This window comes from Nocardia sp. NPDC004604 (assembly GCF_040609795.1).
GTDB lineage: Bacteria > Actinomycetota > Actinomycetes > Mycobacteriales > Mycobacteriaceae > Nocardia.
In genome coordinates this window covers 24,729-45,449 of record NZ_JBEXLC010000053.1, presented here as the reverse complement: position 1 = coordinate 45,449, position 20,721 = coordinate 24,729, and the positions used below count along the sequence as shown (strand labels likewise).

At 65.1% G+C, this 20,721-nt stretch carries 22 protein-coding genes and 1 pseudogene; 7 read left to right on the top strand and 16 right to left on the bottom strand.

The features are described 5' to 3' along the window. Window positions 1-246 precede the first annotated feature (246 nt). The 5 genes from ABZW16_RS20385 to ABZW16_RS20365 all read right to left on the bottom strand — a co-directional run bounded on the left by ABZW16_RS20385 (window position 247) and on the right by ABZW16_RS20365 (window position 2,754). Window positions 247-576, bottom strand: coding sequence for a ScnB (locus tag ABZW16_RS20385; protein ID WP_354957501.1), 330 nt, complete (start codon window positions 574-576; stop codon window positions 247-249). Next, window positions 573-1,283 (bottom strand): thiocyanate hydrolase subunit gamma, encoded by a 711-nt coding sequence (gene scnC, locus ABZW16_RS20380; RefSeq protein ID WP_354957500.1) that lies wholly within the window; start codon window positions 1,281-1,283, stop codon window positions 573-575. Before scnC ends, ABZW16_RS20385 begins: the two co-directional genes overlap by 4 nt. Beyond that, complete coding sequence (locus ABZW16_RS20375; RefSeq protein ID WP_354957499.1) at window positions 1,280-1,579, bottom strand: SH3-like domain-containing protein; 300 nt, start codon at window positions 1,577-1,579, stop codon at window positions 1,280-1,282. The genes scnC and ABZW16_RS20375 overlap by 4 nt, the downstream gene beginning before the upstream one ends. Further along, window positions 1,576-2,001 (bottom strand): hypothetical protein, encoded by a 426-nt coding sequence (locus ABZW16_RS20370; RefSeq protein ID WP_354957498.1) that lies wholly within the window; start codon window positions 1,999-2,001, stop codon window positions 1,576-1,578. The genes ABZW16_RS20375 and ABZW16_RS20370 overlap by 4 nt, the downstream gene beginning before the upstream one ends. Window positions 2,002-2,340: 339 nt before the next feature. After that, window positions 2,341-2,754 (bottom strand): hypothetical protein, encoded by a 414-nt coding sequence (locus ABZW16_RS20365; RefSeq protein ID WP_354957497.1) that lies wholly within the window; start codon window positions 2,752-2,754, stop codon window positions 2,341-2,343. Window positions 2,755-2,913: 159 nt separating this feature from the next. On the opposite strand from ABZW16_RS20365, the pseudogene ABZW16_RS20360 reads away from it, so the two are divergent. After that, window positions 2,914-3,483: pseudogene (locus ABZW16_RS20360) on the top strand (phosphoribosyltransferase); the annotation flags it as partial. Between the two features lie 66 nt (window positions 3,484-3,549). On the opposite strand, the gene ABZW16_RS20355 reads toward ABZW16_RS20360, so the two are convergent. Next, window positions 3,550-4,107, bottom strand: coding sequence for a DUF2165 domain-containing protein (locus ABZW16_RS20355; protein WP_354957496.1), 558 nt, complete (start codon window positions 4,105-4,107; stop codon window positions 3,550-3,552). A 309-nt stretch (window positions 4,108-4,416) separates the two neighbouring features. On the opposite strand from ABZW16_RS20355, the gene ABZW16_RS20350 reads away from it, so the two are divergent. Further along, window positions 4,417-5,607 carry a hypothetical protein gene (locus tag ABZW16_RS20350; RefSeq protein WP_354957495.1) on the top strand — a complete coding sequence of 397 codons (1,191 nt, stop codon included), beginning with the start codon at window positions 4,417-4,419 and terminating at the stop codon, window positions 5,605-5,607. A 499-nt stretch (window positions 5,608-6,106) separates the two neighbouring features. Then, entirely contained in the window at window positions 6,107-7,543 is a 1,437-nt protein-coding gene (locus ABZW16_RS20345; protein ID WP_354957494.1) for a TIGR00366 family protein, read from the top strand. A 2-nt stretch (window positions 7,544-7,545) separates the two neighbouring features. Here the strand turns inward: ABZW16_RS20345 and ABZW16_RS20340 are convergent, their stop codons facing one another. Continuing rightward, entirely contained in the window at window positions 7,546-7,806 is a 261-nt protein-coding gene (locus ABZW16_RS20340; RefSeq protein ID WP_354957493.1) for a hypothetical protein, read from the bottom strand. Window positions 7,807-7,824: 18 nt separating this feature from the next. On the opposite strand from ABZW16_RS20340, the gene ABZW16_RS20335 reads away from it, so the two are divergent. Beyond that, the gene (locus tag ABZW16_RS20335; RefSeq protein ID WP_354957492.1) at window positions 7,825-8,481 is read left to right on the top strand and encodes a hypothetical protein; all 657 of its coding nucleotides are present in this window, start codon (window positions 7,825-7,827) and stop codon (window positions 8,479-8,481) included. A 256-nt stretch (window positions 8,482-8,737) separates the two neighbouring features. Here the strand turns inward: ABZW16_RS20335 and ABZW16_RS20330 are convergent, their stop codons facing one another. Next, window positions 8,738-9,478, bottom strand: coding sequence for an SDR family oxidoreductase (locus tag ABZW16_RS20330; RefSeq protein WP_354957491.1), 741 nt, complete (start codon window positions 9,476-9,478; stop codon window positions 8,738-8,740). 241 nt (window positions 9,479-9,719) lie between these two features. Between ABZW16_RS20330 and ABZW16_RS20325 the strand changes: the two genes are divergently transcribed. Beyond that, window positions 9,720-9,872: a hypothetical protein gene (locus tag ABZW16_RS20325; RefSeq protein ID WP_354957490.1), complete on the top strand. Its 153-nt coding sequence runs from the start codon at window positions 9,720-9,722 to the stop codon at window positions 9,870-9,872. A 34-nt stretch (window positions 9,873-9,906) separates the two neighbouring features. On the opposite strand, the gene ABZW16_RS20320 is transcribed toward ABZW16_RS20325, so the two are convergent. From ABZW16_RS20320 to ABZW16_RS20310, 3 genes are all read right to left on the bottom strand, one after another. Continuing rightward, on the bottom strand, window positions 9,907-11,364 hold the full coding sequence (locus tag ABZW16_RS20320) for an NAD(P)/FAD-dependent oxidoreductase (RefSeq protein ID WP_354957489.1): 1,458 nt from the start codon (window positions 11,362-11,364) through the stop codon (window positions 9,907-9,909). Between the two features lie 324 nt (window positions 11,365-11,688). Then, window positions 11,689-13,188, bottom strand: coding sequence for a wax ester/triacylglycerol synthase family O-acyltransferase (locus ABZW16_RS20315; RefSeq protein WP_354957488.1), 1,500 nt, complete (start codon window positions 13,186-13,188; stop codon window positions 11,689-11,691). 1,079 nt (window positions 13,189-14,267) lie between these two features. Beyond that, window positions 14,268-14,972 (bottom strand): class I SAM-dependent methyltransferase, encoded by a 705-nt coding sequence (locus ABZW16_RS20310; protein ID WP_354957487.1) that lies wholly within the window; start codon window positions 14,970-14,972, stop codon window positions 14,268-14,270. 203 nt (window positions 14,973-15,175) lie between these two features. Here ABZW16_RS20310 and ABZW16_RS20305 point away from each other — a divergent pair, with 203 nt between their 5' ends. Next, a complete protein-coding gene (locus tag ABZW16_RS20305) occupies window positions 15,176-15,328 on the top strand; it encodes a hypothetical protein (RefSeq protein ID WP_354957486.1) in 153 nt (50 codons plus the stop codon). Between the two features lie 4 nt (window positions 15,329-15,332). On the opposite strand, the gene ABZW16_RS20300 is transcribed toward ABZW16_RS20305, so the two are convergent. Next, on the bottom strand, window positions 15,333-16,244 hold the full coding sequence (locus tag ABZW16_RS20300) for a cutinase family protein (RefSeq protein ID WP_354957485.1): 912 nt from the start codon (window positions 16,242-16,244) through the stop codon (window positions 15,333-15,335). A gap of 296 nt (window positions 16,245-16,540) precedes the next feature. After that, window positions 16,541-16,774 carry a hypothetical protein gene (locus tag ABZW16_RS20295; protein WP_354957484.1) on the bottom strand — a complete coding sequence of 78 codons (234 nt, stop codon included), beginning with the start codon at window positions 16,772-16,774 and terminating at the stop codon, window positions 16,541-16,543. Here ABZW16_RS20295 and ABZW16_RS20290 point away from each other — a divergent pair. Further along, a complete protein-coding gene (locus tag ABZW16_RS20290; RefSeq protein ID WP_354957483.1) occupies window positions 16,755-17,555 on the top strand; it encodes a crotonase/enoyl-CoA hydratase family protein in 801 nt (266 codons plus the stop codon). The genes ABZW16_RS20295 and ABZW16_RS20290 overlap by 20 nt on opposite strands. A gap of 57 nt (window positions 17,556-17,612) precedes the next feature. Here ABZW16_RS20290 and ABZW16_RS20285 read toward each other — a convergent pair whose 3' ends face one another. From ABZW16_RS20285 to ABZW16_RS20275, 3 genes are all read right to left on the bottom strand, one after another. Beyond that, window positions 17,613-19,277 (bottom strand): NAD-dependent malic enzyme, encoded by a 1,665-nt coding sequence (locus ABZW16_RS20285; protein WP_354957482.1) that lies wholly within the window; start codon window positions 19,275-19,277, stop codon window positions 17,613-17,615. A gap of 224 nt (window positions 19,278-19,501) precedes the next feature. Further along, window positions 19,502-19,786: a hypothetical protein gene (locus ABZW16_RS20280; RefSeq protein WP_354957481.1), complete on the bottom strand. Its 285-nt coding sequence runs from the start codon at window positions 19,784-19,786 to the stop codon at window positions 19,502-19,504. A 45-nt stretch (window positions 19,787-19,831) separates the two neighbouring features. Next, window positions 19,832-20,650, bottom strand: coding sequence for a class I SAM-dependent methyltransferase (locus ABZW16_RS20275; protein WP_354957480.1), 819 nt, complete (start codon window positions 20,648-20,650; stop codon window positions 19,832-19,834). Between the last annotated feature and the right edge of the window lie 71 nt (window positions 20,651-20,721).

The window sequence follows — 20,721 nt, the reverse complement described above, 5'->3', positions numbered from 1 at the left end:
TCCATCCTAGCGGCCGCGATAAGAGTGTAGGAGCTGTTGCCGCACAACAAATTTCGGTCAACGCGGAGTTCCGCCGCTACCGCATCGGAGTGGTGGTGGGTGTCGAGTGCGTGGTAGTGGAGGTGCCTTTGGTCCTATTGGGAATGCCGAGGTCGAGGTCACCGCCCGGCCGAGCTATACCGTTTCGGAACCATTGCGATCCCGGCCTGTCCGAACCGCACGGACACCACGAATCCGCAGGAGGGGTTAGTCCCGGTTGAACCGCGTCCGAACCGTCTCCATCCGCATACGCAGTTCCTCCGGGGTGATCAATCCACGATCCATCAGCGTGTGCGCCGTGACGACGACCGATCGGCTCCGTACCGGAAAGTCGTGGTAGATCGTCTCACCGAGCGCATCCTCGGCATGGCGGCGTTCCAGGTTGTCCAATGTGCCGCGCCAGGACAGGCATTCGCAGGTTGCCTGCATGCTCGACTCCCACGGGTCGGGCTTGCGGTCCAGCTCCGGCAGGGTGCGCTCGCTCCGGGACGCGGGGTCCAGCGTATCCAGCAGGACTTCGTAGGGACCATTGTTCATCGCTGCCCGTCCTTGCCCGTGGCGGCCTGGACCTGGTTCGGCGGCACCTGTGCGGTCCAGTCGACCTGGGGCAATGCCACGCCGATCATCGTGTCCCTGGTGACGATGGCCGCGAGTTGTTCCTCGGTCCAGCCCTCGGTGCCCACGGGGCGCATCGGCATCACCATGAAGCGGGACTTCTGGTTCGAGTCGTGCACGCGGACCTCGACGTCGGGCGGGAAGTGCAGGCCGAATTCGGCGAGCACCTCCCGGGGCCAACGCACCAGGCGCCGACGGTAGTTGGGGGTGCGATACCAGTCCGGAGACATCCCGAGAACCGGCCGCGGATAGCACGAACACAGCGTGCACACGATCACATTGTGCACTTTGGGCGTGTTCTCCAGCACGTAGAAATAGGTGTAGTCGCTCGGCGTTCCGGAGCCGGTCGGGTCACGCCAGTCGATGCCGACTTCCTTGCAGGTCTCGGTCCCGTCGGCGAGCAGGCGCGCCTTGAAATCCGGGTCCGTCCACGCCTTCGCGACCAGTTTCGAACCGCCGTGCGGACCGACCGATTCGGCCCATTCCGAGAACCGTCGGTGGTCTTCCTGTGAGAACAGGCCTTTCTCGATGGCGAGTTCGCGAACCGCGGTCTCCAGGACCTCGAACTCGCTGATCTCGCCGCTCGTCTGGATCGGTGCGTGCGCCCCGTGATCGTGGGTTCGACTCACTTGCCATCCTCCTCCGCTGGTTCGAGCCAGTGCTCGGACACCTCCGTCTCCAGGGTGTCGACGTCGAAGCCGGTGTATTTGGGCCACAGGTCCATCTGGCGGAACCGCACCACATAGAACGGTTCGAAGCGGCCGTTATCGCGTCCCCATGCCTCGTCCTCGGGAATCACCCACTCGGGCCGGTTCTCGACGACGACACCCGTTCGCCCGCGGGTGTAGGCCTGGGTGCGGGTGTGGAACATCGATGTCGCGTCGCGCACCCGCACGCGATCGCCGATCTGGTATTTCCTTGTCATGTCCGCGCCTCCAGCCGTGCGCGTACCTCGTCCAATTTCGCCGACAGTTCGTCCGGGGTGATCAAACCCTTGTTGATCAGGCACTTCGCGGCGACAGTCGCCCAGCGCGCGTAGTAGGGCAGACCGAAGTACAGCGTCGCGCCGAGGTCGTTCTCGGCGCGGCGGCGTTCCTCGGAATTCCACACACCACGCCAGCCGAGGCATTCACACGTGACGTAGGTGTTCATCTCCCAGGGTTCTTCGACTTTTTCCTGGTATTCGATCGGTACATCCGGCTGTCCGCCGACGTCGTGCAGGACGTGTCGCAGCGCGGCGAACAGTTCATTCGAAATCTCGTACGGCGAGTCCAGCGGAGTGCGGAACACTGGAGCGATATCTGCAACGCGACTTTGCATTTCGTCGAATCGGTTCGGTGAACTCATGAGGTCTCCGTAGTGACGGATCCGGCTTCCCCGACAGGGTGATTGCATACGGCGCACACCCGGCTATCGAGCAACGATGCCCGAGTGCCGGAACGAACCCTTTCACTCGCCGAGACGGGCGTGTGAACGAGCGCCATGGAACTCCAATAGGGCGACTGGTTCGACGATCTGGCACAACCAAACTGGCGGCAGGAGCTGTGACCCCTGTCACAATTACATGATCTTCTTTGAGAGCGTACACGCCGAGATCGGGTTGCTGAAGACGCCGCTCTGGGCTGCGACCACCCGGGTCACCACCGCCGCGGGAGGTGGTGACCCGGGTCGCTCAGGCGGCCGCGATCATGCGGTGAGCGCGGGGTAATCGGTGTAGCCGCGCTCGTCGCCGCCGTAGAAGGTGGCTTGATCGGGGGTGTTGAACGGGCCCCCGGCCGCCAGCCGGGCGGGCAGGTCGGGGTTGGCCAGGAATAGCGCGCCGAACGAGAGCATGTCGGCGGTCCCGTCCTCGATCAAGGACAGTTCGGCGGGGCCGGTCGCGGCGCCGGGTGTGTCGGGGTTGAGGACGAATGTGCCGGTGAAACGCTTGCGCAAATCCAGGGTGAGGTCCCGATCGGCCTTGGGGCCCATTTCCGCTACGTGCAGGTAGGCCAGGCCGAGGGGTTCGGTCGCCTCGACCAGCGCTCGGTAGGTGTCGCGGTAGCCGTCCTCGACGATGTCGTTGAACACGTTGGCCGGGGAGATGCGCAAGCCGACCATGCCAACCCCTTGTGCATGACCGAATCGTCGGGTAGTCCGGATACCAGGAGGTGTTCGATGCAGTCGTTTGCATCCGATCCCTTGACACGGACAGACGAGGTCATAGTGCCGTCGGATTCCATTCGGCTGGCGGGGATACTGGCCGTCCCGCAGAACGTCACAGGTCTGGTCGCCTTCGCGCACGGCAGTGGTAGCGGTCGGCGCAGTCCGAGAAATCGGTTGGTCGCCGATGTTCTGAATCGTGCGGGACTCGCGACGATGCTGGTCGACCTGCTGACCGCGGACGAAGAGGGAGATCGTGCCTGCGTTTTCGATATCGAGATGCTGGCCCATCGGCTCGTCGAGGTGACCCGTTGGTTGCGCACGCGGTCGGAGCTGAGCGAGCTTCCCACCGGGTATTTCGGCGCGAGCACCGGAGCTGGTGCGGCGCTGTGGGCAGCCACCGAACCCGGCATCGAGATTGCCGCCGTTGTCTCTCGTGGCGGCCGCCCCGACCTGGCCGGTCCGCGGTTGGCGCTGGTGCGCGTGCCGACGCTGCTCATCGTCGGTGGTAACGACCGGCGAGTGCTGGAGCTCAATCATGAGGCCCGGCTGCGGATGCCGTGTCCGAGCGAGATCGACGTCGTACCGCACGCGACGCACCTGTTCGAGGAGCCCGGCGCGCTCGAGCAGGTCGCGGATCTGGCCCTCGACTGGTTCCGCCGCCATCTCAGCGTTGCGAGTGCCTGAACACCTGGTCCACCGCGGTGGCTTTCGTCCTCGACTGCGGCTCTCTGTCCTGCGGCTGCACCCGCGTCACGCGGGCGTATCCCGCGGTGTGTTCGAGTCCGGAAGGTGAACGAGGATCAGGCCGACGGCGGCGATCAGGAAGTTCTGCAGCGCCGCCGATGATGCGTTCACCTGCTTGTTGGCCCACATCCGGAACCATTCGCCCGCGATCGTGAGGAACCCGCCCGCGAACAGCAGCATTGCCATGGTCCAGCCCAGGCTCGACAGTTTCACCGCCGTGTCGAGACCCGCTCGAAGTCGGCGCGGCCGTCCGGTCAGTACTCGGCCCCATACCGCTGCGGCCGCCAGCAGTACGAAGGCGATCAGAAATTCCCAGATGACGATCAGGATGTAGGCGATGAGGGCGACGCTGCTATTCGTGATCGCTCGCCAATCGGTTCCGGCATTGTGGATCGTCGATTTCATCGACAGCACAGCGGCGACCGCGTTTCGGTTGGTATCGGTGTCCACGCAGTTGGTGAATGCGACGAACAGGTAGTAGAACCCCGTGATCGTCGCCAACGCCGCCAACGCCATCCGACGGCTGCCCACAACGTCGAGAATCCTTGTGCCGCTGGGTTCCATATGACCTTCCTCGGATCGACTGGACTCCATGTTCGACCATCCGAACCACTCGAACGGGGCGAGGAGACTTCATGGTTGGGAAGGACGCAGGCGGCCCAGGGCTCGGTGACGGCACCGAATCTGATCTCACTCGGCGTGCCGAAGCGGCGATCTGCGCAAACAGGTGAACGCTGGTGGTCGGGAACGCGGAAGCCGACAGTGCTGGCGATGTACCGGAGGAAGCCGGGCAGACGTGCAGTCGGTTGACGCGTCCGTTGCGAATGACAGAGGAGAGTCCGGAGAGTCCTTACCGAGTAAAGGGTGTTCGGCATGGCCACAGTGGGGATATCAGCGGAGCGGACGGTGGTACGCGGGGTCGTGCTGGCGGACGGGGTACCGGAGATCGTGTCGTCTGCGGCACGCCCGCATGAAGATGAGGTCGGCGCTGCGATCACTGGCGTACTTGACGGTTTCGCGGAAGTTCTGGGTGACAGTGCCCGGGTCGAGGACATAGCCATCGTGTACCGGTCGGTGGTCGAGCGGCGGTTGATCGTGTCGCAGCTGGCGGGCGGACGATGGGCGTCATCGTCACTGGTCTCGGAGCGGTCGGCGCTGGCCGTGCTGACCCGAGAAGAGCCGGGACTCGACGAATTCGGCACCGTGCTCGTATTGGAGATGGCGGACGGTCACACGTCATTCGTGCTGCTCGGACCGGATCGGGAGGCGGTATCGGCAGCCGGCTCATGGGCTTATGGCACTGTCGACGCCGATACCGCGGGGCAGACGATCGGCCGGATCTTGCCGATGCTGGATTCGGTCGACATGCGACCGGACGCGGTCGCCGTCTGCGGTTCGAGTGCGGCGGATCCCGATATCGCGACCATGCTGGTACTCGGATTCGAGGCGCCGGTGATCCTGGTTGCGGATCCCGCCGATGCCGCGGCGCGCGGTGCGGCACTGATCGCCGCCCAGCGGCTTCGAGATCTACCGGAGGTGGTGTCGGCCGATGGCGGCCGGACCCGGCGACTGCTCCTGGGTGCTGCCGCCGTCGCCACCGTGCTGGGTGCGTCCGGAATTGCGGTGGCACAGATCCGCGACGACCATCCGTCGGAGGTTGTCAATCGGACCACGGAATCGCTGCCGCCGGGCAGGTCCGTATCCGTCGCACCAGCCGCGCCGATCACGGTCGAGCCCGCGCCGACCACAGCCTCGTCCGAACCCATCACCATCGAACCGACGTCGGCCGCGAGCTGGTCGACCACCATGACCCCGACACCGGTACACCGCCCGCCCAGCACCGCCTCCGCCCCCACATCCGAAACCACGGACCCGCCCGAACCAACCACCGCCACGACCTCCGAGTCGTCGACACCGACCTCGACCACCGCCGAGTCGTCGAACGGCGACTGGCTCTTTCCCGGTGAATCCCCGCCACCACCGTTGAACGCGGATCCCGCGGTCATCCGCGCTTGGTGGGATAACCACTGGCGGTTGCAGCAACGCTGGCTCGGCGGCGGCTAACCTCCTCTGTCCGGTCCGCAGGACCCTCGAAAGTCGCCGTTGAATTCTGGATTCGGGCGAATGGGCGTCGTGAGCACAGGGTGATCGAATTTGAACGGCGGGCGCCGGATCGCTGATCACCTGTGCCGCAACAGAACCCTCCGCATCTGCCCTCGGTCGATATCACTTCGGCTTGTGCTTCGAAATTGGCTGTGCCGCTGTGCTTCCCGAAGTCGATGCGATGGAAAACGTTACCCGTCGCCAAAATTGGTTGAGGTCACCGGGGCGTTGCCGGACGGGCAGCTCACGGATCCGAGGCTCGTCGGATAAGCGCGGCGCGGGACGAGCCGCTAATTGCTTGTCGAGTGCGAGACCACCGACAGTTTCTGCACTTTTGCAGATGGTACCTGCGCATTTCCCTATTGCCCCACACACAAATTGGCACCAATACTGACCAACCGAGCTTGTGCGGTGCGTCACATGCGCACGCGCAGTGTGTGGAAAGAAGAGGGATAACTGGATGACGTCCACCATCGAAGAAGCCAGCTCCGAAAAGGGCCTTGCGCGGGTCGCGCAGTCGCTCGCCGGGTGGACGGAGAAGTGGTTTCCGGACGCCTATGTGGTCGCGCTCGCAGGCGTATTCATTGTGGCCGCCGCTGCACTGGCCAACGGCTCGTCGCCACAAACGGTGGTAAACGCGTTCGGTGATGGCTTCTGGGATCTGACAGCTTTCACTCTTCAGATGGCCATGGTGGTGCTCACCGGATATGTCGTCGCGACATCCCCGCCTGTCGCCCGGCTGATCGACCGGCTGGCCACCGTGCCGCAAACCGCTAGCAGCGCAGTCGGTCTCGTTGCGTTCCTTGCCATGTCGGTATCGTTTCTGAACTGGGGACTCAGTTTGGTTTTCGGCGGTCTGCTGGCCCGGGCGATCGCCCGTCGGACCGATCTGCGCGTGGACTATCGCGCGCTCGGCGCGGCGGCGTTCATGGGGTTGGGCGCGGTGTGGGCGTTGGGAATATCCTCCTCGGCCGCGCAACTACAGGCCACCGCCGGCTCGCTGCCTCCGGCACTACTGAAGATCACCGGTGTCCTCGACTTCGGCCGCACGATCTTCACGTGGCAGTCCCTGCTCATGTGCGCCATCATCATGGCGCTGACCGTGGTGGTCGCGCACTTCTCGGCGCCGAAGGGTGCGGCCATCAAGACCGCCGAGGACCTGGATGTCGATCTGGACGACCAGCCCGCGCAAGTGGCGCCACGCTCGCGGCCGGGGGAATGGCTCGAGTACAGCCGTACCCTGCCGGTCCTGGCTGGCCTGATGACGGCAGGCTGGTTGATCTCCCAGCTCGTCACCAAACCGGTACTCACCGTTGTCAGCAGCCTGAACGGCTATCTGCTCGTCTTCCTCATGCTCGGCCTGGTGCTCCACGGAACGCCGCGCAAGTTCTTGCAGGGCGTCTCGCTCGCCGTGCCCGCCACGGCTGGCATTCTCGTCCAGTTCCCGCTGTACGCCGCCATGGCCGCGATACTCACCAAAGCGAAGGGCAGGGGCGGACTTACCGTCTCCGAGCACCTCGCGGAGTTCTTCACGAACATCGGCGGCGGTGGCGGCTTCGCCATCGTCATCGCCATCTACACGGTGGTGCTGGGCGTCTTCGTCCCGTCCGGCGGCGGAAAGTGGCTGGTCGAAGCCCCCTACGTCATGCAGGCAGCGACCGATGTCCACATGAACCTGGGCTGGACGGTCCAGATCTACAACGTGGCCGAGGCATTGCCCAACCTCATCAATCCGTTCTTCATGCTGCCCCTGCTGGCAGTGCTCAAACTGCGGGCGCGAGACCTCGTCGGGTTCACGTTCCTGCAGTTCATGTTCCACTTGCCAGTGGTACTGCTTCTCGTGTGGTTGCTCGGAAGGACGTTCGAATACGTTCCGCCGGTCTTGCCCACCCCGTGACCTCAACCAGGTCGGCGCCCCGGCTGTGGTCGGCGTCGAAACAAACGTCGGATGCGCACGCGGATACCGGAAGCGTCCTGCGGTGTCGGAGCGGGGCTTTCAGCTGCCCCGGCCGAGGTCGCTTGGGCGAATCGCATGTGTAGTTGTTCGCGGACCTGGTCCGGGGTGTAGGCACGGCGGCGGCGCTCGGCGCGCACGATCACCACGCCGGTCGCGACTACACCGGCCGCACCCGCCAATCCCACTGCCTTCCACCACCTCATACCGCATAGGCTACGGCCATGACGGGTACGGGCATCGGTCTCGACCGAGCACTCGAGCTCACCAGAACCGGCGACATCTGGCTGTTCCGTGGTCATTCGGCCGCCGACCGGGCGATCCGGATGACGACGAACAGTCCGGTGAACCATGTGGGCATGTCGGTTGTGATCGACGATCTGCCCGCGCTGATCTGGCATGCGGAACTCGGCCGATCGCTGCCCGATATGTGGTCGGGAGTCGTGCACCGCGGCGTCCAGCTGCACAATCTGCGCGATGCCGTGCTGGTGTGGGCACACCGCTACGGTCAGCAGACCTGGCTGCGCCAGTTGAGCCGTCCGGCCACCCGGGAGATGGAGGACAGCCTGCTGCGCACCATCGCCCGACTCGACGGCACCCCGTTCCCATCCACCGCTGCTCTCGCTGGACGCTGGCTACGCGGCCGGGCGCGCCTGCCGCGCAACAAGTCTCGCCAGGCTGCCGCACAAAAATTCGAGAACGCGTACTGCGCGGAAGTCGTGGCCGCGACATACCAGGAGATGGGACTGCTGTCGCGGCACCACAGCCCCAACTGGTACGACCCTGGACGCTTTTGGAGCGGAGACAGACTGCAGCTGAACGGCGGCTACGAGCTGGGCGGCGAAATACCCGTGCAGACACCGGCCGAGACCAACTCCTGACCAACGAGTTCCGCGACGTCAAATGCCGAATCCGCGGTCGCACTGAACTACTGGCAGAAGACTTGGTGCCGGTCTCTGCTGCGGACTCGATCCCTGTTGGTTGGCTGCGTGACCTCATGCGTCCGCGAATTCTGTTGAGTAGCTGAAGAACCCGGCAAGGCATCGGCTCGCGCGGTACGGTTCGGGACCGACGGCGAAGGTTTCCGTCGTCGGGATCGGGTTATGCGGTGCGGGTCATGCCCGCGTCGGTGCCCGGTCAGATAGCGGTGCGCCCGCCATCGACCGGCAGGATCGCACCGTAGACGAATTCCGCCCGGCTGTCGGCCAGGAAGGCGATGGCTTCGGCGATTTCCTCCGGCGTTCCCGTGCGTCCCGCCGGTGTGGTCGCCGCGAGCTCGTCGAGGCCGTCGTATGCCGCGGTGCCCTCGGTGCGGGTGGGTCCGGGGCTGACCGCGTTGACCCGTACCCCGCGGGATCCGTACTCGGCGGTCCACGCCTTGGTCAGCAACGCAACGGCCGCCTTGCTGGACCCGTACAGGCTCGTCCCCGCAATACCGAATTCGGCGGCCATGGTGGTGACGTTGACGATCGCGCCGTGGCCGCGCGCGGCCATCTGCGGGGCGAGTTCGGCGACCAGGAAATACGGCGCCTTGACGTTGATGGCGTACACCGCGTCGAAATCGGCTTCGGTCATCTGTGCCGTCGGACCGGACGGATAGATGCCCGCATTGTTGACCAGCACATCGACCTGGCCGAGCCGGGCAACCGCATCCCGGGCCAGCGCCCGCGCGGATGCCTCACCCCGCAGGTCTGCCGGGATGAACACTGCGGTTCCCCCGATTGCCTCGATCTCGGCGACCACCTCCTTACCGCGCTGCTCATTGCGCCCGGACAGCGCCACCCGAGCACCGCGCCGAGCCAATGTCAACGCGGTGGCTCGACCGATTCCGCTGGTGCCGCCGGTAACCAAGGCCGAGAGTCCAGACAGTTCCGACATCACATCTCCTCATTTCGTATTCGTCGAATCGATCCATTCGTCCGGCGTCGGATATGTCGCCGACACCGCAGTCCGTTCCAACCGAATTCCGCTGCGGGACATCCCGGTTCGCCATCGGTTCTGCCGCTCGCGGCGATAAGCAGAACTTGCAGCGGGTCGGGAAGCCGCCGCCGAATCCGGCGTTGACAGCAGATGCGGGTTCACACTTCGCTGTCGACCCGCATCCCGTCCATCTACCGGAATGGAGCAGACAGACAATGACTCGTCATATTCGTATCGGCGCGTACATCTGGCCCGGCGGAGCACCGAACTACCGGGCCTGGCGCGACGCGATGTCTTCCGCTACGACCTCAGCCCCCTGAAGGAACTACTCGCCTGGCGAGACGGCCGTTGACACGCACCGACACCGATTTCAGGCAGCCGGGGAGCTAGCCTCGGTAGGCCTCGAGCAGGCGCAGCCACACCTCGCTGATGGTGGGAAAACACGGAACGGCATGCCAGAGGCGGTCGATCGGCACCTGACCCGCCACGGCGACGGTAGCCGAATGCAGCAACTCGGCCACTCCCGGACCGACGAAGCTGACACCGAGCAGATGGCTGTGGTCCAGATCGACCACCATGCGAGCCCGGCCACGATAACCATCGGCATACAGGTATGCCCCCGCGACCACATCGCCGATCTCGACATCCACGACCCGCACGCGGTGTCCGGCTCGCTCGGCTTGCTCGGCGGTGAGCCCGACCGCGGCGGCCTCCGGATCGCTGAAAACCACCTGCGGCACCGCACCGGCATCGGCCGTCGCGGTGTAAGCGCCCCACTCGCTCGCGACCACCGGCTTTCCGGCCGCACGGGCGGCGATCACGTTCCCGATGATCCGTGCCTGGTATTTGCCTTGATGGGTGAGCAGCGCGCGGTGGTTGACGTCGCCTGCCGCGAAAAGCCAGCCGTCGTCGACACCGCGCACCTGACAGCTGTCGTTCACATCCAGCCAGTCACCCGGCGGCAGTCCGACGGTATCCAGACCGATGTCGTCGGTGTTGGGCAGGCGGCCGGTGGCAAATAGCACCTCATCGGTCTCGATCTCGGTGCCGTCGTCCAGCATCAGCGTGACCGGGCCCTGCGGCTCCGGGCGCCGCACCGCGCTGACCGACACACCGAAGCGGATCTCGACACCATCGGCGGCGAACCGATCGGCCACCAGTTCCCCGACGAACGGTTCCATCCGTGGCAGCAGTCGCGGCGTGCGTGCCAGCACGGTGATCTCGGCGCCGAAGCCGTGCCAGGCGGTGGCCATCTCCACGCCGACCGGGCCGCCGCCCACCACAACAAGCCGGGCGGGGACCTGGCTGCTGTCGGTGCCGTTGCGATTTGTCCACGGGCGCGCCTCCGCGATACCGGGCAGATCCGGTACCGCCGCCCGGCTGCCGGTGCACACCGCGACCGCCTGCCGCGCCGCGAGGACCACCGGGTCGCCCGCTTCGGTGCCGACAGCCACTCGCCGGGTGCCATCGAGGCGACCGTGACCGCGGAGCAGCACGGCGCCGATGTTCTTCACCCAGTCCGCCTGCCCGGTATCGTCCCAATCGGTCACGTAGCGGTCGCGGCGACCGAATACCGCGGGCACGTCCAGCGCACCGGAGACCGCTTGCCGTGCCCCATCGACCCGGTGCGCGTCGGCCACCGCGATGACCGGACGAAGCAGGGCCTTACTCGGGATACAACCCCAATACGAACATTCACCGCCGACCAATTCCCGCTCCACCACGGCGACGCTCAACCCCGCGGCGCGGGCGCGTTGGGCGGCGGTCTGGCCCACCGGACCAGCACCGAGGACGACAACGTCGTAGGTGTCTTCACCTTTGTGTCCACTGTTTGCCGGAGTCATGCTCAGCCTCCTCTCCGTCGAATGCACCACATACAGACGACGCACCGGATACCAGCGCCCGGTCATATTGTCTGCCTATCGCCGACAGGCCATGGACGGAATGGGGCACAGCGCGAATCGCATGGAGTGCCATGCCGCCGGAATCGGTCCGGGCATCGAGCGCTGGGGCGGGCGTGGCCGTTGACGAAGGTGAGGCTGGCGTCGGAGCGGGTGCCCGCAATTTGCTGGAGCGAGGCCGCGGCCTCGAACGCGGGGAGGCACTTGGGGACGGCTCGATGGCCAGGGCCTACCTCAACGACTCCACCACCTGGCAACCCCGACGAACTAATGGGCGCAATCGACTAGTTCGGCGAGTGCCTCTTGTAAGTAGGTGGCGAAGTTCCAGACGTCCGGGATGGCGTCGGTGCAGGCGAGAATGCCGAAGTCGAGGTGGCCGTTGTAGGACATGACGGTGATGTTGAGCGGGCCGGACAGATCGGTGAGTACGGAGATGGGGTAGCTCCCTGCCACCCGAATTCCCCCGGCGTACAACGGTATCTGCGGTCCGGGCACGTTGGAGACGACCATGTTGGCCAAGGGGAGTGCGGGGGCGGCGACGCGCAGGAGTAGGCGGGTGGCCAGACCGTGCAGGATCTGTGGTAGGGCCGCGGTGGCATAGTGCAGCAGGGCTGGTGGGGTGGTTTGGAAGCGGTCCTTGGCGGCGAGCATTGCGGCGTGGGTGAGTTTCATGCGGTGCTGTGGGTCGTGTTCGCCGATCGGTAGTTCGCACAGCATGATGGAGAACTGGTTGCCCGCTGTGCCGAGTTGATCCTGGGTGCGCACCGATACCGGGATCGCTGCCACGGCCGGGTCGTCGGCCGGTGCGTCGTTGTCCAGGAGCCAGCGGCGAAATGCGCTGGTGCACAATGTCATTACCACATCGTTGACGGTGCCGCCGAAGCTGTTCTTGATGTGTTTGACAGTGTCGAGCGGTAGCGAGGCGAAGGCGAAGGACCGGTCGGTGCCGTTGGGGCCGTTGCCCGGCAGTGCGGGATTTACTTTGGGCATGTCGGTGAGTGCGTTCGGCAGCATCGGTCCCAGGCGCAGCGGCAGGCGTACTCGATCGGCCTGGCGGGTCATCGTGTGTGCGATGCCGCGGCCGAGAACTTCGGCGGGATTGGGCGTTCGAGCCAAGCGGAGCCCGTCGGGCGGTGGCGGCACGGGCTGGGACTCGGGCACGATATCGAAGACTGCGGCCATGACCTCCGCTCCGGATACGCCATCGATCAGGGCATGGTGCACCTTGGTGTAGATGGCCTGTCGGCCGTCGGCCAGCCCCGAGATCAGGTGGCATTCCCATAGTGGTCGAGTTCGGTCGAGCGGCTGCGCGTGCAGGCGGGCGGCGAGATCGGCCAGCGCCACGTCGGTCGAACCCTCGGGCAGGCGCGTATCGCGCACGTGATATCCGAGGTCGATGGTGTCGCTGTCTTCCCAATAGGGGAGGTCCAGACCCAACGGAACAGTGCGCAATCGCCATCTCAGGGGTGCGATCAGATGTAGTCGGCCCGCAATCAACCGGCGCAGTACCGTGACATCCAGCGCGTCACCGGTGGTGGGTGGTTCCAGCAGCGTGACCGACCCGACGTGGAGCAGCATGGTGGGTGATTCGGCATTGAGCAGCAGGACATCGAGCGAGCTGAGCTGCCGGGATGGCCCGTTGTCGGGCGAGAGCGGAATCTTTTGCGACGGTGTCGCTCGGTCAGCGGATGTGCCACTGGTGAGTTGGCCCGGTGTCATGATGCGGGCTTCCAGGTGTCGGGCGGTTTTCAAGTCGGCGTGGAACATGGGGACTCCGCGTTGTCGCATGGTTCGGGACAGACTGCCGATTCAGTTCAATGGGCGGTGTGATGGTGCCGCGCCGCATTTGTGGTCGGTCGGTATCTGCGGGCGCTGCGAACCGTTCGAGCCGCTCCGCTCTTCCGGTGATGCCGATGTGCGTGTCGAGGACGCGTCATCGAGCTTAGTGGCCTGCGGGGTTCCGTCGGCTGCGGTCGTGTGCCTTCCACGTTAATTCTGTGCAAACGTGCGGACCCCGCTAATTGCTCGCGGGTGTACCGGTACAGCGTCAGCTTTCGCGAACCATCGCAGTGACCGCCGAAGTCCGACAAGATGTAATCGGTGGTCTCGGATTTCCGCGAAAGATATGCGACTGCCACAGAATTCGGGAATCGGACATTGATGTCCCGCTGTCGCCGCTCGAGCGTCACGTCGATCGCGAAGTTGTCGGATCGCCCTGCTGAAGGACTGCTGATGCACTCACAGGGGGCGAATGTTCCATCAAGCCATGAACTCTGCAGGTCGGGTGGACGTTTGTGGTATATCGGAGTTGTGCGGGGCCGACCGCGCGGAACTCTGCATTTACTTTTGCTTTTAGTCGAACCTACCCGAATCCCGTGCGGCACAGCATTATTCGATGCCGCGAGCTATTAACGCTGGCGGAAAAGGTGAGTGACGATGATCGAGGGAGCCGAATCCTGTTGGGACAGAACCGGAAGTTCCAGATATCTACCACCATCGAAGTGGGGATGAATGAGCCAGAAGCGACCGGGCGATGCTTCAAATCTGTGCAGACGCTGCGCTCGGCCGGATAGCGGCGATCTCGCGATGCGCTGGCGAATCTGGAGGACCTCGGTGACGAAGGGGCGGAGGCGCCTGTCGGATGCGGGACCGCTGCTGCATTGTCTGGGTTGTCGACGTCGTGAGCGAACACTCCTGAACGAGCACCGGCATGAGCTGCCCCGGTCCGGCCTCGGACCGGGGCAGTCGCGGTCTCCGATCGAGCTGGGGCGGCGGTGCGGTACTTCTCGGTCAACCCGAGATCATGAAACAGCGCGCCCCGCACCTGTGACCTCGCTGTGGCGGGATCAGCCGAGGTGGGCGCTCAACAGCCAGGCCGGAACCGACTTGCGGCCGGTGGGTTCGTCGCGAATGCCCTCGAACCGGAACATCGGGCCGCCCGCAGACACACCGATGTCGCCTTCGGGCAGGTCGCCATGGATCCGCGCCGGTCTGATCTCATCGACCACCCAGTACTTCTCCACCGCCTCCCGAAGCTCGTCGGCGGTGACCGGCGCGGGCCCCGGCACGGGTGCATCGGGCAGGGCTGCCCGGTCGAAAACCAGCGCGTAATAGGACGCGCCAGGCGCGGCGGCGCGCACAATCGACTGCTGGTAGCCCGCCCGCGACTCGACCGGGATCGAATGGAACAGCGTGCTGTCGACGATGGTGCCGAAGCGGCCGTCGTAGCCGGTAAAGGAAGTGATATCGGCGACCTCGAAGGAGGCGTTGGCCAGGCCGCGCCGGGCGGCTTCGGCGCGGGCCAGCTCGATCGCGGTCGGCGACAGATCCAGTCCCACGGTGGTGTAGCCCTGCCCGGCCAGATACAGCGAGATCGCCGCCTCTCCGCATCCGACATCGAGGACTTCGCCATGGAATTTGCCCTGCTGGATCAGCGCGGCGAGTTCGGGCTGGGGTTCCCCGATACTCCACGGCGGTTTGACGCCCGGCCCGAACGGGCCGCCTGTGCCTTGGTAGACGGCTTCGAAATCGAAATCATCCGGATAGGTCATAGCCTACGACTATCAGTGCTGCTGATGCCTGTCAATGTCCTTGATGTAGGTGATAACAGATCTGAGCGGACGGCCTCGTCGGCATCTGCCGTCAGCATGCTCCAACGGCGGAGCTGCCGACCGGTCGTTGACCGCCTTTTGGTGGCGCTCCATACCGATGGGATCCGGTGCGACCAACCGTTTCTCAGTGGTCGACTTGTTCGTTGGAGCGGATTTTGTGGTATCGGCCGGTTGATGGCGCGACGTACCGCATGTCCGGCGAATATTTGCCGATGAGCGTGCAGATCGGGTCTGCTGAAAGACGTAATGCGACGGCGGTATCGGCGACCGGCCAGTCGGTCGCCGATACCGCATAAGCGGCTAGTTGCGTGCCGCGTCGATCAGCTGTTGGTGCAGCCACGTCAGCGGAGTGGCGCCGCCGGGGCCGATCGCGTAGTGCGGGTAGCTTTGGTGGATCCCGGACTTCACGAAATCGTCGATCTGCTGTTTGCGCTGTTCGTAGGCCGAGTTATTGAGCTGGTCGTTGAGCAGCCCGAGACCACCCGCGGCGAGGGCGTCGGCGATGAGGTTGCCCGCCTCCAGCTGATAGGTACCGAACTGGGCGGGGTCGGGGTTGGAGATCTGGGCGAAGAATCCGGCGATGCGAGCAGCGAAGTCGCCGTCGGGAGTTGCGCAGTACAGATCTCCTATGGCGCAGAAGGTGTACGTCTTCGGGGTGAGCCAGCCGAAACCGCCCAGGCGTGGACCACCGGCGCCCGCGCCCAGGACGGGCGGGCCGATGAGGTTGTCGGTGGGGGAGCGGCGGGGGTCGGAGATCAGTCCGACCAATTCCACGCGGTTCGGCGATACGACACCGAGCCCGGTGCCGATCTCGGCGGCGAGATCACCGGCGGCGTCCGCGCCCTGGCTGTAGCCCACCAGCGCGAATCGTGTTGCGCCACAGCGCTGGGCCATCGCGCTGACCAGGCCACGGGCATTGTCGAGGGCTTCTCGTTTGGAGCGGCCGTACACGTCGCCTTCCCAAGGGAACGCGGTCGCCGCGTAGGCGACGTAGTCCGTCTGGACGTTGCCGGGCAAGCCGTTGGCGACGGCGGCGAGCATCCCTTGGCCCGGTTCGGACTTCGACGTTTCCCAGGTGCCGGGAACCGCTACGACATACATGTCGGGGCACTGCTGTGGGGCTGCTTGCGCGGTCGAGGCCGCGCCGACCGGAAGGGCGGCGCTCACCAGTGCAGCCGCGCATGCGGCGGTGTTCTTCCATCGAGAAAACATCGTCTACTCCCAGGTTTCACGGCTGAGGGCATGGTTCGTTCGGCGTAGGTTACTTCGCGAGTGTAAAGGGCGTGTCGGAATAGCGCTGGGGTAGTAGGACAGTCATCCCCACGCTCGGCCGACGCCAGACCGCCGGAGCGTCCCGTCCGAGCTCGCCGCGGTAGCGAATTTCCGCGGAGTGCGACGACATCGGCGCCGACCGACCGAGCCCACGCCGCGCACCGTGTCGGTCGAATAGCGATGAATCGACATGGCCACGAAGCAATCTCCCGCACGCACCCGGCGCAGGTCGTCGGTCAGGGCGCCAGCTGTGCCGTCACCAGCGCGATGTCCTCACGCACCATGCCGAGCAGGTCGGCCAGCAGATACGCGGGCGCATGGCATGTGCGCAGGCCCATCACGTGCACCCGCGGCGCGATCGCGGAACTGGACCTCGATGCCGTCGTCGCCTCGGGCACCGGCACAATTCCGGTGGATGTCCGGATCGTTATCGCACCCGAGGAGTAGATCGTGAGTGAGCCCGTCCTCATCGAGCGCACCGGCGACATCGTCGTCTGGACCCTCAACAACCCTGAGGCCCGCAACCCGATATCCGATGCCGAGACGGTGGATGCGCTCGAGCGGGCGGTATCGGCCGCCAACGCCGATCCCTCGGTGCGGGTGGCGATCCTGACCGGTGCCGGTACCGCCTTCTCGTCGGGCGGCAATATCAAGCACATGCACGACCGGACCGGCATGTTCGGCGGCGCACCCGCCGAGTTGCGGCAGGGATATCGGCACGGGATCCAGCGCATCCCGAAGGCCCTGTATCACTGCGAAATTCCGACCATCGCCGCGGTCAATGGCCCCGCCATCGGCGCGGGCTGCGATCTGGCCCTCATGTGCGATATGCGTATTGCCGCCGACACCGCGACATTCGCCGAGAGCTTTGCCAAGGTCGGCATCATCCCGGGTGACGGCGGTGCCTGGCTACTTCCGCGGGCCGTCGGCATGGCTCGCGCCAGCGAGATGGCATTCACCGGCGAGCCGATCGACGCCGCCACGGCGCTGGACTGGGGGCTGGTCTCGGCGGTCGTCGAACCCGACGCACTGCTCGACGCGGCCCACGCGCTGGCCGCCCGGGTCGCCGCCAATCCACCCCAGGTGCTGCGGATGACCAAAAAGCTACTCCGCGAAGGCCAATGGCAGAGCCTGGAAAGTCTGCTCGAACTATCCGCTGCCCTACAGGCCATCGCCCATCAGACCGACGACCACCACGAAGCGGTCTCCGCCATGCTCGAACGCCGGGAACCCAGGTTCACGGGTCGGTAGGCGTTGGGTTGCGTCGGCCTTGTGTGCGATCGCGGATGCTGTTATCGGTGACTCTGGTCATGGTGCCACCGCCAAGTCGGGGTAGCTGGCATGCCACATCGCGTCCTGGACGGCTCTGCCGGGGTCGGTCAACGGCTTTGCGACGCCGTCCCGCACGGCTTGTTCGGCGACTGCGACGGCAACCGTCGCCGACATGACCCGCAGGTTCTCGACATTCGGTAACAGACCGGCGCCCTTGCGCGCACTGTCCACCATCCCACCGATGGCTTCCGAAGCGGCGAACAACATTCCATCGGTCACATGATCGGCGGCCGAGACGATTGTGCCCAGACCGATGCCCGGGTACACGAGGGCGTTGTTGGCCTGACCGATCTCGTGGGTGGTTCCGTTGTAGGAGACGGGCTCCCACGGCGTTCCGGTCGCGACGAGGCCGCGTCCGTCCGTCCACCGGATCGCGTCGGCGGGCCGGGCTTCGATTCGTTCGGTCGGATTGGAGAGCGGGAAGATCATGGGGCGTTCGACATTTTCTGCCATCGTGCGGACGACGGCCTCGGTGAAGGCGCCGCCCACCGTCGAGGTGCCGATCAGGATGGTCGGGTGTACCGCTGCGACCACCGCTGCCAGATCGCTCTTACCGTCGATCCGACCGACGACCTCCGGACGGGTTCTGGCGTAAGGCTTCTGGTAGTCGCGCAGGTCGTTCATGTCATCGACCAGCAACCCCGGCTTGTCGACCAGCCAGAACCGCCGTGTCGCCTCCCGCTCGGACAGGCCGTCGCGCACCATGACCGTTCTCAGCTGGTCGGCGATCCCGACCCCCGCTGTTCCCGCACCGAATACGACAACGCGCTGTTCACTCGCCCGCGTGCCCGCGACCCGCATACCCGCCAGGACTGCCGCCAGAGTGATCGCACCAGTTCCCTGCATGTCGTCGTTGAAGACCCGGGCCTTGTCCCGGTACCGCTCGAGAATCCGCCGCGCATTGGACGGTCCGAAATCCTCGAAATGCAACAGCGCATGCGGGAATAGGCGGCTCGCACTTTCCACATAGGCGTCGATGAACGCGTCGTATCGTTCGCCACGCGTCCGGCTGTGGCGATTGCCCACATACAGCGGGTCGTTGAGCAGCGATTCACGGTCGCTTCCCACGTCGAGCATGACCGGGATGACCCGGTCGGGGTCGATACCCGCAGCGGCGGTGTAGATGGCCAGTTTGCCGATGGAGATGTCCATCCCGTTCGCCCCCCAGTCGCCGATCCCCAGGATCTCCTCGGCGTCGGTCGCCACCACCAGGTCTACGTCGTCCGCGGCGAGGCCATAGTTGCGAAAGGCCTGCTCGATTGCGTCGATCGCGTCGATCGACAGGTACACCCCGTCGGGCCGACGGAATTCGTGGCTGTATTGCTCGATTGCCTGCGCTATCACGGGGTCGTAGACGACCGGGAGCATCTCGGTCAGATGATCCTCGAGCAGTTTGTAGTAGAGCACCTCGTTGCGATCGTGCAATGCAGCGAGAAACGTGTTCTTGGCCAGATCGCTGGGCTGCGAACTGTACTGCTGGTAGACGCGACCGACCTGTTGTTCGAGCGAGAAAACGCCCGTCGGGAGCAGGCCCTGCAGCCCGAGCGAGACCCGCTGCTCGCTGGTGAATGCCGTGCCGCGGTTGTACCGCGGGTCGCGAAGCAGATCACGACCATGGGGAAAACTAGTGGTAGTGGCCATGCCGACCTTCTTTCCATGGAGGCACAGAGCGTCGGATCTGCTCATCGGGTGCGACGCTGCGGAGACGGCGGCCCCCGGTTCGTACGGCGCTCTGGAGTTGGACCGCGGAGATCGAAAACGTTGGAGAACACAAGACGCGCAACTCGAGCTCGAATCGACGTCATCGTCGATCACTTCGACGAACCACCCCCTGCGCACGGTGACCGAGCGGACAATCGCGCTGATCAACAGTCTAATTTCGACACAGCGACGTCGGCAGAGAAAAATGCGGTTATCGCTATCGCCATTACGTCCTGAAGATCCCGAGCTTGTTCGAGGTAGGGCTTGCGGAAGCGTTCGGCGGTTTCTCGAACTATCCGAACTGGGATTCGGGTTTCCAGTCGGCGTTGCGCCGTAAATGACGAAAGCCGTTGCAGTGCAACGGCTTTCGTGTTCAGTCGCGTCCGGAGGGGAATGCCGAGGCCGCGGCCAGCCCCGGTGACGACCGCGCCCGAACCGAATTCGCCCATCGCAGACCACTTTCGAGCGCGCGATCCTGGCGCCTGCCGCCCAGTTCAGGCCGATCGGCGTGCGGTGACCAAGAGGTACTCCCACTCCATTCGCCCATTGCCCATGTCGTGTTGGGAAGCGAGATCGGCGAGTTCCCGGTCCAACCGTGCAATCCGGTCTGGTTCCGCGGCAATGGCCTTGTACACGGCGATGGTCGGTCCGTAGTAGGCCTTGAAGAAGTCGCGGAACTCGGCGCCGTCGGCGAAGCGATCGATGACTGCGTTTTCGCGTCGCAGCTCGAGGTCGGTGACGCGATCACCCAAGAGCGACCGGACATGTGTCTCGTCGCCCCACATCGGAGGCGGCAGCGCACCGGGCGGGGGCGGCGGAGCGAACGGTTTCATGGTGGCGAACATCTGTCCGATGAAACCGGTGGGTGTCCAGTTGATCAGCCCGATCGTGCCGCCCGGCTTGGTGACCCGCACCAGTTCGTCCGCGGCCGCTTGGTGGGACGGCGCGAACATGATGCCTACGCACGAGATCACGGCGTCGAACTCGGCATCGGCGTAGGGCAATGCCTCGGCGTCGGCTTCCTGCCACTGCAGGTCGACGCCCCGGGCGGCGGCGAGACGCCGGCCCACGTCGAACAGTTCGGGCGTGAGGTCGCTCGCAACCACGTCCGCACCGGTCTCCGCGGCCGGGATCGCTGCATTCCCGGATCCGGCCGCAATGTCCAGCACGCGCTGACCCGGGCCGATACGGCAGACCTCGACGAGACGTCGACCCAGCCCAGGGATGACTTCGGTGGCGACGGCCGGGTAGTCACCCAGTGCCCACATTGCACGATGTCGCGCCTTGAGATCTTCGGGGCCGGATTCGGTCATTTGTTGCTCGCACCCGGTCCGGTCGAACCCAACCATTCTGTTGGCAGCCCGGTGAAAACGCGCCGGTACGG

Coding starts and splice junctions, on each gene's coding strand:
- ABZW16_RS20315 (WP_354957488.1), bottom strand. CDS start 13,188: ATGTTCCACGCCGACTTGAAAACCGCCCGACACCTGGAAGCCCGCATC.
- ABZW16_RS20350 (WP_354957495.1), top strand. CDS start 4,417: ATGGCCACAGTGGGGATATCAGCGGAGCGGACGGTGGTACGCGGGGTC.
- ABZW16_RS20295 (WP_354957484.1), bottom strand. CDS start 16,774: ATGAGGACGGGCTCACTCACGATCTACTCCTCGGGTGCGATAACGATC.
- ABZW16_RS20340 (WP_354957493.1), bottom strand. CDS start 7,806: ATGAGGTGGTGGAAGGCAGTGGGATTGGCGGGTGCGGCCGGTGTAGTC.
- ABZW16_RS20355 (WP_354957496.1), bottom strand. CDS start 4,107: ATGGAACCCAGCGGCACAAGGATTCTCGACGTTGTGGGCAGCCGTCGG.
- ABZW16_RS20375 (WP_354957499.1), bottom strand. CDS start 1,579: ATGACAAGGAAATACCAGATCGGCGATCGCGTGCGGGTGCGCGACGCG.
- ABZW16_RS20320 (WP_354957489.1), bottom strand. CDS start 11,364: ATGACTCCGGCAAACAGTGGACACAAAGGTGAAGACACCTACGACGTT.
- ABZW16_RS20370 (WP_354957498.1), bottom strand. CDS start 2,001: ATGAGTTCACCGAACCGATTCGACGAAATGCAAAGTCGCGTTGCAGAT.
- ABZW16_RS20330 (WP_354957491.1), bottom strand. CDS start 9,478: ATGTCGGAACTGTCTGGACTCTCGGCCTTGGTTACCGGCGGCACCAGC.
- ABZW16_RS20285 (WP_354957482.1), bottom strand. CDS start 19,277: ATGGCCACTACCACTAGTTTTCCCCATGGTCGTGATCTGCTTCGCGAC.
- ABZW16_RS20335 (WP_354957492.1), top strand. CDS start 7,825: ATGACGGGTACGGGCATCGGTCTCGACCGAGCACTCGAGCTCACCAGA.
- ABZW16_RS20385 (WP_354957501.1), bottom strand. CDS start 576: ATGAACAATGGTCCCTACGAAGTCCTGCTGGATACGCTGGACCCCGCG.
- ABZW16_RS20280 (WP_354957481.1), bottom strand. CDS start 19,786: ATGGGCGAATTCGGTTCGGGCGCGGTCGTCACCGGGGCTGGCCGCGGC.
- ABZW16_RS20325 (WP_354957490.1), top strand. CDS start 9,720: ATGGAGCAGACAGACAATGACTCGTCATATTCGTATCGGCGCGTACAT.
- ABZW16_RS20300 (WP_354957485.1), bottom strand. CDS start 16,244: ATGTTTTCTCGATGGAAGAACACCGCCGCATGCGCGGCTGCACTGGTG.
- ABZW16_RS20345 (WP_354957494.1), top strand. CDS start 6,107: ATGACGTCCACCATCGAAGAAGCCAGCTCCGAAAAGGGCCTTGCGCGG.
- ABZW16_RS20310 (WP_354957487.1), bottom strand. CDS start 14,972: ATGACCTATCCGGATGATTTCGATTTCGAAGCCGTCTACCAAGGCACA.
- ABZW16_RS20365 (WP_354957497.1), bottom strand. CDS start 2,754: ATGGTCGGCTTGCGCATCTCCCCGGCCAACGTGTTCAACGACATCGTC.
- ABZW16_RS20275 (WP_354957480.1), bottom strand. CDS start 20,650: ATGACCGAATCCGGCCCCGAAGATCTCAAGGCGCGACATCGTGCAATG.